Below are 16417 nucleotides of genomic sequence, written 5' to 3'. Positions count from 1 at the left end.
GGGCATTTTTTATTAACCCTCAGGGCTTGGTTTGATACCCGCTTGCGCCATCAGCCCATCCGGACTAAACACTCCTTCGTAGACAAAGGCCGTCGGGCCGGTCATCATCACCGAATAACCAGGCTGCCACTTGATAATCATACTACCGCCATATAGCTGCGCGCGTATCTCTTCGCCCTCGTCGAGCCAGCCTTCACGAATACCGACGGCCACCGCCGCACAGGCACCTGTACCACACGCTTGGGTCTCGCCCACGCCGCGCTCATAGACACGCAAGCGAATGTGCCGCTGATTCATGATTTGCATAAAGCCGACATTGACCCGCTCTGGAAAAGCAGGGTGCGACTCGATGGCTTTGCCTAATGTCTCGACATCGGCGCTTAGGACGTCATCGACCTTGATTACCGCATGGGGATTGCCCATATTGGCCACATAAAGCTGCACAGGCGTGCCATCGACATCGAGATGATAGGCGTTTTGAATTTTGGTAGTGGCTTTTGGAGTAAAGGGAATCTCGTCTGGCTCAAACTTGGGCTTGCCCATATCGACCTCGACCCAGCCGTAACGGTCGGTGGTCAATGAGATGATGCCGCTGGCCGTCTCGACACGCAGACGCTGCTTAAATGACAGCTTTCGTGCCTGCACAAAACGAGCAAAGCAGCGCGCGCCGTTGCCGCACTGCTCTACCTCTGTACCATCAGTATTAAAAATACGATAGCTAAAATCCACGTCAGGACGCATCGGCGGCTCGACGACCAATAACTGATCAAAGCCGATACCGAGATGACGATCGCCCAACAATTGCACTAACTCTCTGGTGAGATCTAAGCGCTGGGTCACCAAATCGATGACCATAAAATCATTGCCCAGACCATGCATTTTTGTAAATTCTATTAGCATACCCTTGATATCCTATCCTAATTTTTATGTATGCGTTATATTAGCACGCTGTCAGATACAATGATAATTATCACCGTTAAATACCCAATTATCGTCATCCGTTCGGCCATACTGGCTAGGGCGCGTCCTGCCACAGCCGCTCATCTGCATAGAGCGCCTCGACTGTCTCACGCTGGCGAATCAGTTGATGACGCTCGCCCGCTACCATGACTTCACTGGCGCGCGGGCGCGAGTTGTAGTTACTACTCATGGTAAAGCCATAAGCCCCCGCTCCTGTGATCGCTAACGTATCGCCTGTCTGTAAGGATAGCAGACGATCTTTTGCCAAAAAGTCGCCCGTCTCACAGATAGCGCCGACGATATCCCACGCTTGGGTATCAGCCGTCTCGATACCAGCGCTTGGCAGCACAGTTGGTATCACTGCCATTTCAGCCTGATAGAGCGCTGGACGGATCAAATCATTCATTGCCGCATCGACAATGGCAAAGTTTTTGTGCGCCGTCGGCTTGAGGACATCGACGCGGGTCAACAGCACGCCTGCATTGGCCACGATGCTACGGCCCGGCTCAAAAAACACTGTCAATCCCAGCTCGCTTAGCTTAGGCAGTAACGCTTGCGCAAAGTCCTCGATAGGTACTGGCATCTCGTCGATATAGCGGACGCCGAGGCCGCCGCCCAAATCGATATGGCGCAGCTCAATACCGTTATCACGTAAGCCCTGTATCAGCTCAATGACTTTATCTAATGCCGCCACAAAAGGCGCCACTTCTGTCAGCTGCGAGCCAATATGACAATCAATACCGACAATCTCGATATGCGACAAAGTCGCGGCTTGCTGATAGAGCGCGAGCGCTTCTTGGTGCGCGACACCAAACTTATTGTCTTTTAGGCCCGTTGAGATATACGGATGTGTCTTGGCATCGACGTCTGGATTGACACGTAGCGAGATCGGTGCAGGCTTATCCAGCGTCTTTGCCACCTCGTTGATCAACGCAAGCTCGCTGATAGACTCGATGTTAAAGCAGCCGATACCTTGGGTGAGGGCATACTCAATATCGCCATAGGTTTTGCCGACGCCTGAGAATACCACGCGATCAGCCCTACCGCCTGCCGCCAGCACGCGCATTAGCTCGCCGCGTGAGACGATATCAAACCCAGCGCCCGCCTGTGCCAGCACCCCTAGCACCGCAAGGTTTGAGTTGGCTTTTACGGCGTAGCATATCTGATGCTCTACGCTGGCAAAGCTTTTGCTATAGGCGTGATAAACGTCCAATATTGCTTGTTTGGAGTATATATAGCATGGCGTGCCGTAGTGCTTGACCACCTCATCGATATTGACCTGCTCCATATGCAGTGCGCCATCGCGATAAGCCAGCGCAGGCAGATGAGCGGTGAGCGCCTGCGGGTCGATATACAGCCCTTGTGCGGTATGGGTAGTGACGGATTCGCCGATTTTTTGCTCAGAATGACTCATATAAATATCTCTACATTGATCAAGGTATTAAAAAGATGGCAAGGACAAAAATGCACGACTAGCGCGGCAACAGCCCTATCAAAGATGGTATGGCTAGCATATAAACGACTCCCAAACACTGCCATAACAGTGTGGACACTGAGACAATCAAGCTCACAAGCTGGCTTATACTAAGAGCGGCTACCTGCGATGCTTAGTTGCTAGTTGCTAGTTGCTAGTTGCTAGTTGCTTAGTGAATTAGTAAATTCATAATTTACTAGTTTGGTCATTTGCCTTAGTAGTCGTTGGGATCGGTACTGGGCGCTGGTAGCTGCCAATCATCGCGCGGCTGATGCTTATCATCATCAATACCAGCAAAGGCGGTATCTTGCGGATGGTTGGTACTGCCGAGCGTCTCTGTGCTTTGCTGAACCGTTTGACGACTATCATCCACCAGATACAGGCCGCCCTTTTGCCCGCAGCCTGACAAAACCAGCAGTGATACAGCACTCATGATAAGTACTGGCTTCATAGAAGTAAGGCTGGCGCGGCGATGGGCGACTGCGCTGGTCGCGTTCTGGAAATGAGTCGAGCGGCGAGTGAAAAGCATAGCGTGGATGACCTATGTGAATGACCGATAATGGTGTATATAACAATATATAGTGAGCTCAGTATAAAAACTGATACAGTGCGACTGGGATGAATTTTGCGCCGCATCTGTCTGCGCAGGCACAGCACGCCAAAAACATTTGTGCCAGTTCCGTGTCGAAATATAGTGTATCTGTTTTATTTAAAATCTACTATAAATAAGCGAATGAGTCCGCCAAAAAAGCGTCCATGGGCGGATTGGGTAATCGCATTATGACATAAAGCGTCCTCTATACTGAATATAATAGGGTAATAAATTCCTCATCGTTTTACTGGCGGACAAACGGACAGTTTTTGAGCACAAAAAAGCGCATTATCCTGATTTAGACAAACTTTCTTACAATTTTTATTGGCTGCTATTTTTTGTGTTAGCGCTCGATAGACATTGACTACACTCGGTGTACAGTTGTATTTGCCAAGCAACGATTTATGGATTTAACCCCGATAGTTATCATGGTATAGCCACAAAAATGTGTTACATTATAGACGGACCTTGCGACTGTGTTTGGGTGCTAGCGGGCAACTCAACACACACTGATCGACCGTGGCAGCCAAGGATACCTCAAATCAGCCATATGCTTGCTTGACCTATGTCAGCTTGGATATCGCTGGTTTTTGTGTATTACCCCGCGACTCGTTTGTTGAGTCACCATTTAACAAAAATCATCTAAGGATAGAGAGAATATGAGCGACAGCCTAAATCCCAATTTTTACGACCAAAACGCAGAAACATCCACCCTAACCAACCCTACCTTAGTCCTCAACTGCGGTTCTTCTTCTATCAAATACGCCCTCATCAGCGAAGACAACTCTATCCGTATCACTGGGCTGGCCGAAAACTTAGGCCTTGACACCGCCCGTATCAAACACACCACCATCAATGGCGATAAGCTAGAAATCTCTATCCCAGGCGGCCGACACAAACTAGCCTTACAAAAAATCCTTGAGTTATTAGAGCAATATCACTTTATCGCTGTCGGACACCGCGTGGTCCATGGTGGTCGCGAGTACTCAGAAGCGGTACGTGTCGACGAGCATGTCTTAGACGAAGTCAAACGCCTAAAAATATTGGCCCCGCTACACAACCCAGCTCACGCTTTGGGCATCGAAGCGGTACAAGCCATCTACCCTGAGATTCCGCAGGTGGTGGTTTTTGATACCGCCTTTCACCAAACCATGCCGCCGGTGGCATTTCGCTACCCAATACCCAAATCTCTCTACGAAGAGTATAAAATCCGCCGCTATGGCTTTCATGGCACCTCTCATGCCTATGTCTCAGAGCGCGCCAGTGAAATCACTCAAACAAAGGGCCCACATGGCTGGCTGACCGCGCATCTGGGCAACGGCTGCTCGGCGACCGCCGTCTATGATGGCAAGAGTCTGGATACCAGCATGGGGCTGACCCCGCTTGAGGGCTTGATGATGGGCACCCGTAGTGGCGATGTCGACCCAAGTTTGCACATGCACCTAAAGCGCCAGCTCGATATGAGCTTAGAAGACATCGATGCGATGCTCAATAAAGAAAGTGGCCTACTGGGTATTTCAGGGCTATCGAACGACCTGCGTACAGTCGAAGAAGCGGCCAACGAAGGCCACCAAGATGCCAAACTGGCTATCGAGATGTTCTGCTACCGCGTGGGTAAATATCTGGCCAGCTTAAGCTGTGCGCTGCCTGAGCTGACGGGTATCGTCTTTACCGGTGGTATCGGTGAAAACTCGGTCACCACGCGTACTCGTATCTTAGAGGTGATGCGTCATTTTGGTATCAAGGTCGATGCCAACAAAAACGCAGGGCTGTTTGGCGGTAGCGAAGGCAGTTTCCACGCAGAGGACAGCCATCTGGAGCTTTGGGTCGTCCCAACGGACGAAGAATGCCGCATCGCTCAAGAAACCCGTGAAGCCTTGAGCCTCACCTAGGTTCTGTCTGCTGACAGATCCATCGTTAGGATGGGTTTGTCAGCGTTTTTGTCCGTGCCTTTGATAAGGGCTATCAAAAAGCGCGGCATCTATCTGACTCATTCTGGCAAGGATGAACACGCTTTAAAAATACAATAAACCGTAGGATACACTATGCAAACCATTTTACTTGTTCCCATTAGTCGCGGTATCGGTGTGACATCAGCGGCGCTCGGTCTGATTCGCGCTTTTGATTATAACGGTATCAAAGCCGGCTTTATGAAGCCGTTTTTGCAAGATGATACCTTTGATAAGCAGCATAGCTTGGACAGTACCAGCGCTTTGACCATGCATGCTTTTGGTCTCAACCCACCAAAATCGATCAGCCGTCAACGCGTTGAGCGTATGCTGGGCGATGACAACCTAGACGACTTGATGGAAGAAGTGGTGGTCAATTATCATACGATTGGCGACAATCATGACGTGGTCATCTGTGAAGGTCTGGTGCCGACCACAGAAACCTCTTATGCCTCACAAATCAACCGCGCCATCGCACACGCACTCGATGCCAAAATCATCTTTGTCAGCACCGCCGACACCAAAAATCCGGCGCATTTGGCAGATAAAATCGATGTGCACGCGCGCGAGTTCGGCGGTATCGTCAGCGCCCGCACCCTTGGGGTGATTTTGATGCGCGTACACGACGTGCCAAATACCTTTGAGACGCAGCCCGTCGCACCAGGCGAGGCCATCGTCAGCTTAGATGACACCTTTATACAAGAGGTGCAGCGCCTCTCCCCTACTTTTAATACCGATGCATTTCGCCTAATCGGGGTGGTGCCGTTTAGTGACTCGCTGTCTGTGCCTCGCACGTGGGATATCGCCACCGAGCTTGATGCCAAGTGGCTCAACGTCGGCGAAGCCAAATCGCGCCGCATCACCCGCATTAGCCTCACCGCGCGCTCGGTGTCACGTGTCGACGAGGTGTTTAAACGCGGCACCCTGATCGTCGTACCAGGCGATCGCGATGATTTGCTATTGGCCGCAGGCTTGGCCTGTATCAATGGTATCCCGCTGGCAGGGCTGGTATTGACAGGCGGCGTCGAGCCAAGTGCCACCGTCGCTGAGCTATGGCAGTCAGCGCTCAAAACGGGCATTCCGGTCATGAGTGTCGAATCCGACAGCTACGAGACGGTACAGAGCCTTGTGCATATGAGCTCTGAGATTCCAAGTGACGACACCGAGCGCGCTGATGAAGTGGCGCGTTATGTGGCCGCGCACCTAGACTTGAGTTGGATTAAGACTTACTTTAGCCAAAACCATGAGCCGCGCCTGTCGCCTTCTGCGTTTCGTCATCAAGTGGTCAAAAAAGCCCAACATGCCAAAAAACGCATCGTCCTACCAGAAGGCGCGGAACCACGTACAGTCGAAGCGGCCTGCATCTGTCAAAGCCGCGGTATCGCCAACTGTGTGCTGCTCGCCAAGCGCGCCGATGTCGAGCAAGTGGCCAAAAACCGCGATCTGACCATTCCTGATGACCTTGAAATCATCGATCCCGATAGCCTTGATATGAGCAAATATATCGCTGCTGTCGTCGAGCGCCGCAAAGGCAAGACCAGTGCAGAAGTGGCCGCCGAATACCTAAAAGACACGGTCTATTTAGGAACGGTCATGCTACAGCTAGACGAAGTCGACGGCTTGGTATCTGGTGCTATTCATACCACGGCAAATACCGTGCGTCCTGCCTTTCAGCTCATCAAAACCGCACCGCAATACTCCTTAGTATCGTCAGTGTTCTTTATGCTGTTGCCTGAGCAAGTGGTGGTCTATGGTGACTGCGCCATCAACCCAGATCCAAATGCCGAAGAGCTCGCCGAGATTGCTATTCAGTCAGCGCAGTCGGCCGCCGCCTTTGGTATCGATCCAAAAGTTGCCATGATCAGCTACTCTACTGGCTCATCAGGGAGCGGCGCGGATGTGGAAAAAGTCACGCGTGCCACCCAAATCGTCCGCGAGCGAGCACCTGAGCTAAAAGTCGATGGCCCACTACAGTATGATGCCGCCTCTGTGATGAGTGTCGGCAAACAAAAAGCGCCCGACTCACCAGTCGCAGGTCAAGCCAATGTCTTTATCTTCCCAGACCTAAACACGGGCAACACCACTTATAAGGCCGTACAGCGTAGTGCCAATGTGGTCAGCGTCGGCCCCATGCTACAAGGTCTCAACAAGCCGGTAAATGACTTATCTCGCGGCGCACTGGTCGATGATATCATCTATACCATCGCCCTGACCGCAATCCAAGCCTATAGCGACTTGATTTAATCACCGCTTGCCTCGCGTCGTACTGTCTTTTATCTTTCTGTTATTTAACCGACTGTCATACTGATGGTCGGTTTTTTATTAGTGAGATTTAAGCAAATATAACGCGCTTTTCATGACATCTACTGCCACACGCTTACAATGATGCTATAGTTCATCTCACGTCTTTGAGCCACTATATTTTTATCCGCTTTTTATTCGTTTATCTATGTCAAACACCGCCCTGCAACCTACGCAACCTGCACCTGCCATTCGCGCCTATCTTGGCGGCTCATTTGACCCTGTCCATCGCGGGCATATACAGATGGCGATGGCAGTCTATCAAAGCCTGCTACCACTCGCCCAAGCGCAGCAGCGCGCGCTTTATGTGTCGTTGTTGCCCAATTCGCGCTCACCCTTCAAGCGCCAAAGCAGCGACCCTAAGCATCGTTTGGCCATGCTAAAGCTGGCGATACAAGACACACCACTATACATAGATGAGCTTGAGATTTGGCAGCCGCCGCCTGTCTATACCATCGATAGCGTGCGCACCCTGCGCCAGCGTTATCCTGCCGACAGCTTGATATTTATCATGGGTATGGACAGCGCCCGCAGTTTGGATAAATGGCAAGATGGTCTACAGCTGACCGATTATGTACATCTGTGGGTCTTTTATCGCGATACTATGCCAGTCCCTGATACGGATAACGCCAGACAAGCGCTGCAAGATTGGCTGCCCACACCTTTGCAGACGGCAGTCACCGACTCGCCAGCGGCATTGACCCAGCCTATCTCTCAGCCTTCTTTTATTCAAACGCCTACAGACCCTACGATAGAGCAGACGGTCTTGAAAAACCCAGCGTCTGGCCGCATTTATATAGATATGCGGCAAGTAGCAGCCATCTCCAGCACGCAGATACGGCAAACGCTACAGCAGCAGCCCCGTAGTGATAGCGAAGCGGTGCCTGATAGCGCGGCTGGCAACCATACCAAGCCAGTCAGAGACGAGCAAATGACCGCAGCATCCGCTATCAATGCTATTATGAACCCGCCCGATCCACTCGCTAAATGGCTAAATCCTGCTGTTTATCATTATATTATCGCCCATCAGCTATATTCTGCGGCGCAATTCCGTTAAAATCGCCTTATCTTTGTTATTTCGCCATGCTCGCCCCTCTAGGACTTGACCGCTGATACACTGACTGATGTTCTGGCTAATGGTTGGACTACTTGCTTAATAGCCACTTTGACATAATGGTCACTTTAACAATGTCGTCCTAGGCAGACGGATGCTTTAACATTTTACTTTATATATTTACGATTTAAGAGATGAAAATTTATGACCAATACCATGACTGACGACCGTTTAAAAGAATGCTTAGCCGTTGTAGAAAGCACCCTCGATGACATGAAGGCAAAAAACATCACCGTGATGAATGTAGAGAGCCTAACCGATGTCATGGAGCGTATCGTCATCGCAAACGGTACCTCAAAGCGCCATGTCCGCGCGATGGCTGACAGCGTCGGAGCCGAAGTCAAGCAAGCAGGCTTTATGCCACTTGGCCGTGAAGGCGGTAACGACTCGGATTGGACCTTGATCGACTTAGGGGCTGTCGTTGTGCATATGATGACCCCGCAAGCCCGCGAGTTTTATGACCTAGAGGGTCTGTGGTCATCGCCTGAGAGCCTAGCTGAGCTGGTCGCTACCCCGCGCGAAAAGAAAGCCGGTCGCCGCAATTAATCTACGGCCACCAGCTGTCTTTTCTACAGACGCATATACAGGTGATACAAAAAAGATCAGCGAACCCGTCTGGTCTTTTTTTTGGATTTTGATCAACAAGACTGCAACTGTGCCGCGTTTGCGCTACTATAATGTCATGATAAAACCATTTTATCTCCAGATAATCATCCGCTAGGACACGCCATGAGTACTGCCATTGCCAACACCGCTACCCCAAACGCTCATACAGATTTTAATCACCCGTTACCGCTGCATATCGCGACCTTGATAGAGGTGCGCGCAGGAAAAGCCATGCCATTCGCCCGCGAAGCCATGAGCGCGATTGACAAAGCACCGATTAGCGCCCCTGTCGCCGTTGACTTTATGGGCTTGACCACAGACGAACAAGCCGATCGTAAGCATCATGGCGGCCCGCTAAAAGCGGTGCACCAGCTACCGCGCACCACTTATACCAAGATCAATGCAGCGTTTGATCTTAACGTACGGGTCGGCACACTCGGCGAAAACCTCATCACTGAAGCAGTAAATGACCTGCCTGAGATGGAAGAGTCTAGCGTCTGTATCGGTGATGTTTTTCAGTATGGTGAAATAGAAAATGCTGCCAGCCTCCAGCTGCGTATCGTCCAGCCGCGCCGGCCTTGCTACAAAATAAACGACCAAATCGGCCAGTTTACCAAAGTGCCCAATATCGCGGCATGGGTAAGCAAACAAGGCATCGCTGGCTGGTACTTTCAGGTGGTGCGCGATGGGATGGTCGATGCAGGTTTGCCTGTCTATCTGGTCGAGCGTCCTTATCCCTTTGCGACGCTCCAGACGCTATGGCAGTTGTCCAATTCAAAAGAAAAGTTTGATGCCAAGGTGATTGAGCCGTGGTTGGCGATTGAGTGCTTGGAAGAGAGTTGGAAAAAGGTATTGGCGAAGAAGGTCAAAAGGGGCTGAATACAATCAGCAAAATCTTTAGACATCATCTGATAATAATAGGTGGTTAAAATATAAGTGGACAGCGACATATACCCTTTATCTAAACAGAGCATTTCATGGTAAAAGACATCTTCTTAGCACTTGGCTTAGCCCTACCTTTGGTTGGCTGCGTCACGACCACTTCACCAGTCGCCACCACCAAAAGCTATAGCGTCGATAGCGACACTTATCAATCGACTGGCAAAAGCCAGCGCATCAAAACCATCGTCCTGCACTACACCGTCTCAGACAATGAACGCTCGATAAAAACCCTGACCACCGGTCAAGTCAGCGCCCACTATCTGATTTTGGATAGACACGATGATAAGATTTATAGCTTGGTAGATGAGAGCGAGCGCGCTTGGCATGCAGGCGACAGCGGGTTTGCCGGTAGGACGATACTTAACGATACCTCCATCGGCATCGAGATTGTAAATGCAGGTATCAAACCTGAATATCGCAACGCTCTAAACAATGGCGCGCTCGACTATCATCCGTACGAGCACTATGTCGCATTTGATGAATTACAGATTAAAAAAGTCGCCGAGCTGGTGCAAGATATCGCCAAGCGCTATGACATCCCGCCGAAAAACATCGTCGGCCATGCTGATATAGCGCCATCACGTAAAATCGACCCCGGTGCCAAGTTCCCTTGGCAGCGACTGTACAATGAGTATGGTATCGGCGCTTGGTATGATGAATTTGATAAGCAGTTCTTTATGCATCCAGGCGCCTTTGCCGCAGCGACGATACCCGAGATTAAGCAAGCGTTTCGTGATTACGGTTATCAAATCAATGACACAGACGCGTGGGACAAAGCCAGCCGAGATGTCATCTACGCCTTTCAGCTACATTTTCGCCCCGAGCAGCCAACAGGGAATATGGATAGAGAAACCTACGCGATATTGCAAGCGCTCAATAAGAAGTATGCTGGTCGGGATGATTTTTATTAAGGGTGCAACACATCAGGAGACATAAACCATGAATAATGCTCAAAAACAGGAGCAAGACGAGCTGCAAAAATATCTTGAAGAAAAAGCCAAACAAGAGCAGGAGCAAGAAAAGCAAAAAGAACAAGAGCCTGAGCAGCTGTCGGCTTATGAGGCTTGCGTGCTAAGAGAAAGCGCTAGAATTCATGAGTTGATTGCTGAGGCTCGGAAGAATATTAATGAACATTCAGAGGATGAGTAATCGATCGAAAAACCTTCTATACGGTAATTTTTCTCTCATATAGAACCAAATCATAAACCCAAACACAAAAAAGGTGAGCATTACGCCCACCTTTTTTTATTACCTCAAACAATATTCTAAACTAACTCAAACTATCTTAACGCAACCAAGCACGGGCGTTACGGAACATACGCATCCACGCGCCGTCCTCATCCCACGCTTCTGGTTTCCAGCTGTGGTTATAGGCTTTTAGATTACGCTCAGGGTGCGGCATCATGATGGTGACGCGGCCGTCAGTGCTACATAGCCCGGTGACCCCGCCGAGCGAGCCGTTTGGATTGAGCGGATACGTCTCGGTTGGATGACCTTGACTATCGACATAACGCATGGCGAGCTGACCATGTTTCGCCATACCGTCGATCTCGGTGTTATCCAGGGTGGCGTAGCCTTCACCATGCGCCACAGCGATTGGCAAGATGCTGTCTTGCATGCCTTTGAACAGGATGGACTTGGTACGCTCGACTTTGACGTTGACCGTACGCGCTTCAAATCGCGCTGATTTATTAGCGATAAAGCGTGGGAAGTTTTCTGCGCCTGGGATCAAATCTTTCAATTGCGCCATCATCTGACAACCGTTACAGACACCTAAGCTAAAGGTATCCGGACGGGCAAAAAAGCGCACGAACTGCATACGCAGCTCGTCATGAAACAATATAGAGTTCGCCCAGCCTGAGCCTGCGCCGAGTACGTCACCATAACTAAAGCCGCCACAAGCGACTAAGCCGTCGAAGTCACGTAGATTGATACGGCCTTCTAGCAAGTCGCTCATGTGCACGTCGACCGCTTCAAAGCCCGCTTGGGTAAAGCCAGCTGCCATCTCGGTCTGACCATTGACCCCTTGCTCGCGTAGGATAGCGACTCTTGGTTTGCTTTCACGGCTAGCTAAATATGGCTCTTCAACTTTTTGGTTCAGATCAAAGTTTGGCGCTGCGATCAGACCTTGATGGCTGGCATCAGCGATCAAGTCATACTCTTGCTGCACGCACGCTGGGTTGTCACGGCGGCGCGCGATTTGGTAGCTAACTTGGCTCCACTCTTGCTGCAGCTCAGAACGGCTAAAGCGTAGGGTATCGTCACCCATAAGAGCAGGGGTTTGAATGATAAGGCTGTCTTCTTCAGTGCTTTGACCGACGAGGCTAAGCATATCGCTGACGTTAAATTCTTCTGCTAATTGCATGAGATCAGCGACGTTTTCTGGTAATACTTGAATGACCGCGCCCAGCTCTTCACTGAACAGCTGACCGAGTAGATTGTCATCAGCCAATGACAGCTTGATACCTTGACGGCTGGTGAACTGCATCTCTGCAATCGTCGCCAGCAAACCCCCATCACCGATATCATGATAGGCGCTGATAACGCCTTGCGCGTTACCCGCTTGGATAAAGTTAAAGAAGTCGATCAAGTCGCTTGGCTTTTCAAGGTCAGGACATTCGTTGCCCAATTGGCTTGCCGTTTGCGCGAGGATTGAGCCGCCAAGACGCAGCTTACCTTTAGATAAGTCAATACGGTAAAACGCACTATCGCCGTTGATCAGCTCAGGGGTGAGGGTTTTTGCCACGTCAGCGACCGGTGCAAAGGCCGTCACGACCAAACTCATAGGCGAGACCACTGATTTGTCTTGGTTTTCACCTTCATCGTTATCCGTCCAGTTGGCACGCATCGATAGCGAATCTTTACCGACTGGAATCGCAATACCCAGTGCTGGGCATAGCTCTTCGCCGACTGCGTGGACGGCGTCAAACAATGCCGCGTCTTCCGCGTCGTCGCCACATGCCGCCATCCAGTTCGCCGACATGGTGATATCGGATAGCTGAGCGATACGGGCACCGGCGATATTGGTAATGGCTTCACCAACCGCCAGACGCGCCGAGGCTTTTGGATTGATAAGGGCGACAGGCGTACGCTCGCCGACACTCATCGCCTCACCAGTCATCAGCTGACCATCTAGCGCCACCAGACCTGATGCTGTCACCGCACAGTCAGCGACGGGCACTTGATAGCGGCCCACATACTGATCACGTACCACCATACCAGTGATCGAGCGGTCACCAATGCTGATAAGGAAAGACTTGCTCGCGACAGTTGGATGACGTAGCACGTCTTTGATGGATTCGGTTAGATTGATATCAGCCAAGTCCAGCGCAGGCAACTCAGTCTCTTGACGCTCAAAGCTGCGCTGCATCTTTGGCGTACCACCGAGCAATACCTGCATCGGCATATCGACTGGCTGCTCAGGCAGTAATTCGTCATTAACGACAAGTTGACGTACTTCTGTGGCTTCCCCCAAGATGGCATACGGGCAGCGCTCACGAGCACAGATCGCATCGAATTGCGCTCTGCTCTCTGGGCGAATCGCGAGGACATAACGCTCTTGTGCTTCGTTTGACCAAATCGCCATTGGCGACATGCCCGCTTCTAGCGACGGGATTTTACGTAGGTTTAAATGCGCGCCCATGTCATGGTCATCGACCAGCTCTGGCATGGCGTTTGACAGGCCGCCTGCACCAACATCATGGATAGAGACGATTGGGTTGCCGTCTTTACTGGCATTACTAGCGTCAATATCGTTACCCGCTAAGGCCCAGCAGCGATCGATAACTTCTTGACAACGGCGCTCCATCTCGGCGTTATCACGCTGCACCGAAGCAAAGTCTAAACCTTCATCCAACTCACCGCTATCGACTGACGATGCCGCGCCACCGCCCAAACCGATTTGCATCGCCGGGCCACCAAGGACGATAAGCAAATCCCCTTCGCGAATGGCGTTTTTTTCAATAAGGTTGCGTTTGATATTGCCATAACCGCCCGCCAGCATGATGGGCTTATGATAGCCGCGCATCTCACTGCCGTCTTTTGCCGCTGAGGTATCAAGCTGAAAACTGCGGAAGTAGCCGCATAGGTTAGGGCGACCAAACTCGTTTGAGAAATTGGCCGAGCCTAATGGCGCTTCGGTCATAATCTCAAGGCTAGTCGCCATACGATCTGGCGTACCGTAGTCTTTCGTGCTTAACTGACCAGACTGCTCCCACTTCTCAGGCATCTCAGGAATATGCAAATGTGACACATGAAAGCCTGTTAGACCGGCTTTTGGCTTACCGCCGCGGCCCGTTGCGCCTTCATCACGAATCTCACCGCCTGCGCCCGTTGCCGCGCCAGCATAAGGAGCAATCGCGGTTGGGTGGTTATGGGTTTCGACTTTCATTAAGATATCGATGGCCTCTTGATGGAAGGCATACGGATGGATTGAGTTGGCATCCATCGCGTCGGTTGGAATAGGATAATAACGCAGCCCCTCTGCCCCTGCCATCACCGCCGCGTTGTCCTTATAAGCAGACAAGATGCCTTGCGGGTTTGATTGATAGGTGTTTTTGATCATCTGAAACAGTGACTTTGGCTGCACTTCGCCATCGATTGTCCACTCAGCGTTGAATATCTTGTGACGGCAATGCTCAGAGTTGGCCTGCGCAAACATCATCAGTTCAACGTCGGTCGGATTACGCTGCAGCTCATTGACATAGGCATTCATCAAATAGTCGATGTCTTCGCTCGATAGCGCAAAACCAAACTCTGTATTGGCCGACTCAAGCGCACTGCGTCCTTCACCCATCACATCGATACGGTTGAGCGCCGCTGGTGGTTCGTCATCAAACAACTTGCTCACGTCGTTTAAGTCATAAACCAAGCTCTGGGTCATACGGTCAAATAACAACTGCTCAGCGGCAGCAGGCAGCTTGCCATCAGTGCCCGTAGTGCCGCCTGCAACGGTGAGGGTATATACCACGACACGCTCAGCGCGATTGAGCGCGATGTCGCAGTTATTAAAAATATCGGTCGCTTTACTTGCCCATGGCGAGATCGTCCCAAAACGCGGCCCGACGATCACTTGTATCTGATTGTCCTCTGGAGCAACAAGCTCAGTGCCCGCTGTGACGCCCAGCAAGTCCCGCGCTTTTTGCGCCTCTTCATCAACAAGCTTTCGTGATAGCACATATACTTGCTGAGTATGGATCTGGCTGACATTTAGTTCGGTCTTTTGCTGAAACTGACTGATGAGTTGCTGCGTCTGAAAATCGGTAAGAAACGGTTGTCCGGCGATGGTCATCATAAAGGCATAATCCGTAAGAAAGGCATCTCTGCCATGCAAAGTAAATGGTCTGCGTATTATAACAAGAAGCCCCATAATAAGCAGGCCAAAACCACGATAAATTGCCAAAGTGACAGCTTTCTTTACTTGATGCAGCAGCAATCTACTGTGCTAATGGCTGCCCTTTTGCCCGTTAGAGCCACATGGCGCATTGTCGCTCACTGGTGCTGTATGCATAAGTCGATACACTCTAAAAATGTCATAGCGCTACTGGGATGCTATTTTTAAACGTAGGTTGCGCAGCCTCTGGGAACGCAGCACGCAAGTAAAATTTATACCAGTAGCGCGTTTAAATCCATAACAGTTTTACATTCAGCTAACTATATAGCCTTACTCATATAGTCTTACTTGGCTTATCTGCTTAGCATTGAGGATTTGCAAAGCAGCAAGCTTTGATGGATGCCGTCACAATTTTTACCTAATACTTATAGTCCTTACAAACCGTCACATCGCATTACTGGCAGCCTATATAAATGCTTTGCCAGTAGTCGTTATGCTAGATGGCAGTTGCGGGATAGCGGAGGTTTTTTATATTTTTATTCAAAGTCTCTGCTCAAAGCCAATCGACGTCACCATCAAATAACACACTATCAAATATCAACAATCTATAACCCTAACAAACTATAAAGAAAAGGAAATCCCTATGAGTAGACAAGACCATATCGATAAAGTGCAAGAATTGGTAAAAGACGTTAAATTTGCCATGATGACCACCCGTACGCATGAAGACCACCTGCACGCCTGCCCGATGACCACCAGCGAAACCAGTATCGGCGCCAAAGAGATTTGGTTTATCGGTGATAAAACCACCGAAACCGTCAAAGACATCGAAAGAAACCCACAAGTAAACTTGGCTTATGTCAGCCAAGACGCCAAAAATTACGTCTCGATCAATGGTAAAGCCGAACTGGTTGAAGACCAAGAAAAGCTCGATGAGCTATGGTCGCCGATTTATAATGCGTTCTACGAGCAAGGCAAAGAAGACCCAAATGTCCAGCTCATCAAAGTCGTGCCACATGGCGCTGAATATTGGCTCAGTGGTAGCTCAGTGGTCAATATGTTTAAGATGACCACCGCTGCGGTCATGGATGGCAAAAAAGCGACTAATCTGGGGGAAAACAACTCCGTAACGCTATAGAGTCAATCG

General features: G+C 50.4%; 12 protein-coding genes. 8 read left to right on the top strand and 4 right to left on the bottom strand.

The window, feature by feature from the left end; genetic code table 11:
* Positions 1-12: 12 nt before the first annotated feature.
* The 3 genes from dapF to lptM all read right to left on the bottom strand — a co-directional run bounded on the left by dapF (position 13) and on the right by lptM (position 2963).
* Positions 13-900, bottom strand: a complete 888-nt coding sequence (dapF, locus tag JFC05_RS02930) for a diaminopimelate epimerase (RefSeq protein ID WP_198335699.1) — start codon at positions 898-900, stop codon at positions 13-15.
* A gap of 115 nt (positions 901-1015) precedes the next feature.
* Entirely contained in the window at positions 1016-2374 is a 1359-nt protein-coding gene (lysA, locus tag JFC05_RS02925; RefSeq protein WP_198335698.1) for a diaminopimelate decarboxylase, read from the bottom strand.
* Positions 2375-2648: 274 nt separating this feature from the next.
* Complete coding sequence (gene lptM / locus JFC05_RS02920; protein WP_227697379.1) at positions 2649-2963, bottom strand: LPS translocon maturation chaperone LptM; 315 nt, start codon at positions 2961-2963, stop codon at positions 2649-2651.
* Between the two features lie 722 nt (positions 2964-3685).
* On the opposite strand from lptM, the gene JFC05_RS02915 reads away from it, so the two are divergent.
* The 7 genes from JFC05_RS02915 to JFC05_RS02885 all read left to right on the top strand — a co-directional run bounded on the left by JFC05_RS02915 (position 3686) and on the right by JFC05_RS02885 (position 11087).
* The gene (locus tag JFC05_RS02915; RefSeq protein WP_198335697.1) at positions 3686-4918 is read left to right on the top strand and encodes an acetate/propionate family kinase; all 1233 of its coding nucleotides are present in this window, start codon (positions 3686-3688) and stop codon (positions 4916-4918) included.
* A 153-nt stretch (positions 4919-5071) separates the two neighbouring features.
* Entirely contained in the window at positions 5072-7219 is a 2148-nt protein-coding gene (gene pta, locus JFC05_RS02910) for a phosphate acetyltransferase (protein WP_198335696.1), read from the top strand.
* 205 nt (positions 7220-7424) lie between these two features.
* Positions 7425-8333, top strand: a complete 909-nt coding sequence (locus JFC05_RS02905) for a nicotinate-nicotinamide nucleotide adenylyltransferase (RefSeq protein ID WP_198335695.1) — start codon at positions 7425-7427, stop codon at positions 8331-8333.
* Positions 8334-8534: 201 nt separating this feature from the next.
* Entirely contained in the window at positions 8535-8936 is a 402-nt protein-coding gene (gene rsfS, locus JFC05_RS02900; protein WP_198335694.1) for a ribosome silencing factor, read from the top strand.
* Positions 8937-9119: 183 nt separating this feature from the next.
* A complete protein-coding gene (locus JFC05_RS02895; protein WP_198335693.1) occupies positions 9120-9875 on the top strand; it encodes an MOSC domain-containing protein in 756 nt (251 codons plus the stop codon).
* 98 nt (positions 9876-9973) lie between these two features.
* Positions 9974-10849 (top strand): N-acetylmuramoyl-L-alanine amidase, encoded by an 876-nt coding sequence (locus JFC05_RS02890; RefSeq protein WP_198335692.1) that lies wholly within the window; start codon positions 9974-9976, stop codon positions 10847-10849.
* Between the two features lie 28 nt (positions 10850-10877).
* Positions 10878-11087 carry a hypothetical protein gene (locus JFC05_RS02885; RefSeq protein ID WP_198335691.1) on the top strand — a complete coding sequence of 70 codons (210 nt, stop codon included), beginning with the start codon at positions 10878-10880 and terminating at the stop codon, positions 11085-11087.
* Between the two features lie 136 nt (positions 11088-11223).
* Here JFC05_RS02885 and purL read toward each other — a convergent pair whose 3' ends face one another.
* Positions 11224-15231: a phosphoribosylformylglycinamidine synthase gene (gene purL, locus JFC05_RS02880; RefSeq protein ID WP_198335690.1), complete on the bottom strand. Its 4008-nt coding sequence runs from the start codon at positions 15229-15231 to the stop codon at positions 11224-11226.
* 682 nt (positions 15232-15913) lie between these two features.
* Here purL and JFC05_RS02875 point away from each other — a divergent pair.
* The gene (locus JFC05_RS02875; protein ID WP_075101845.1) at positions 15914-16408 is read left to right on the top strand and encodes a pyridoxamine 5'-phosphate oxidase family protein; all 495 of its coding nucleotides are present in this window, start codon (positions 15914-15916) and stop codon (positions 16406-16408) included.
* Positions 16409-16417 lie beyond the last annotated feature (9 nt).

The organism is Psychrobacter celer, from assembly GCF_016107555.1.
GTDB classification, from domain to species: Bacteria; Pseudomonadota; Gammaproteobacteria; order Pseudomonadales; family Moraxellaceae; genus Psychrobacter; species Psychrobacter celer.
This window is presented reverse-complemented; position numbering and strand designations above follow the sequence as displayed.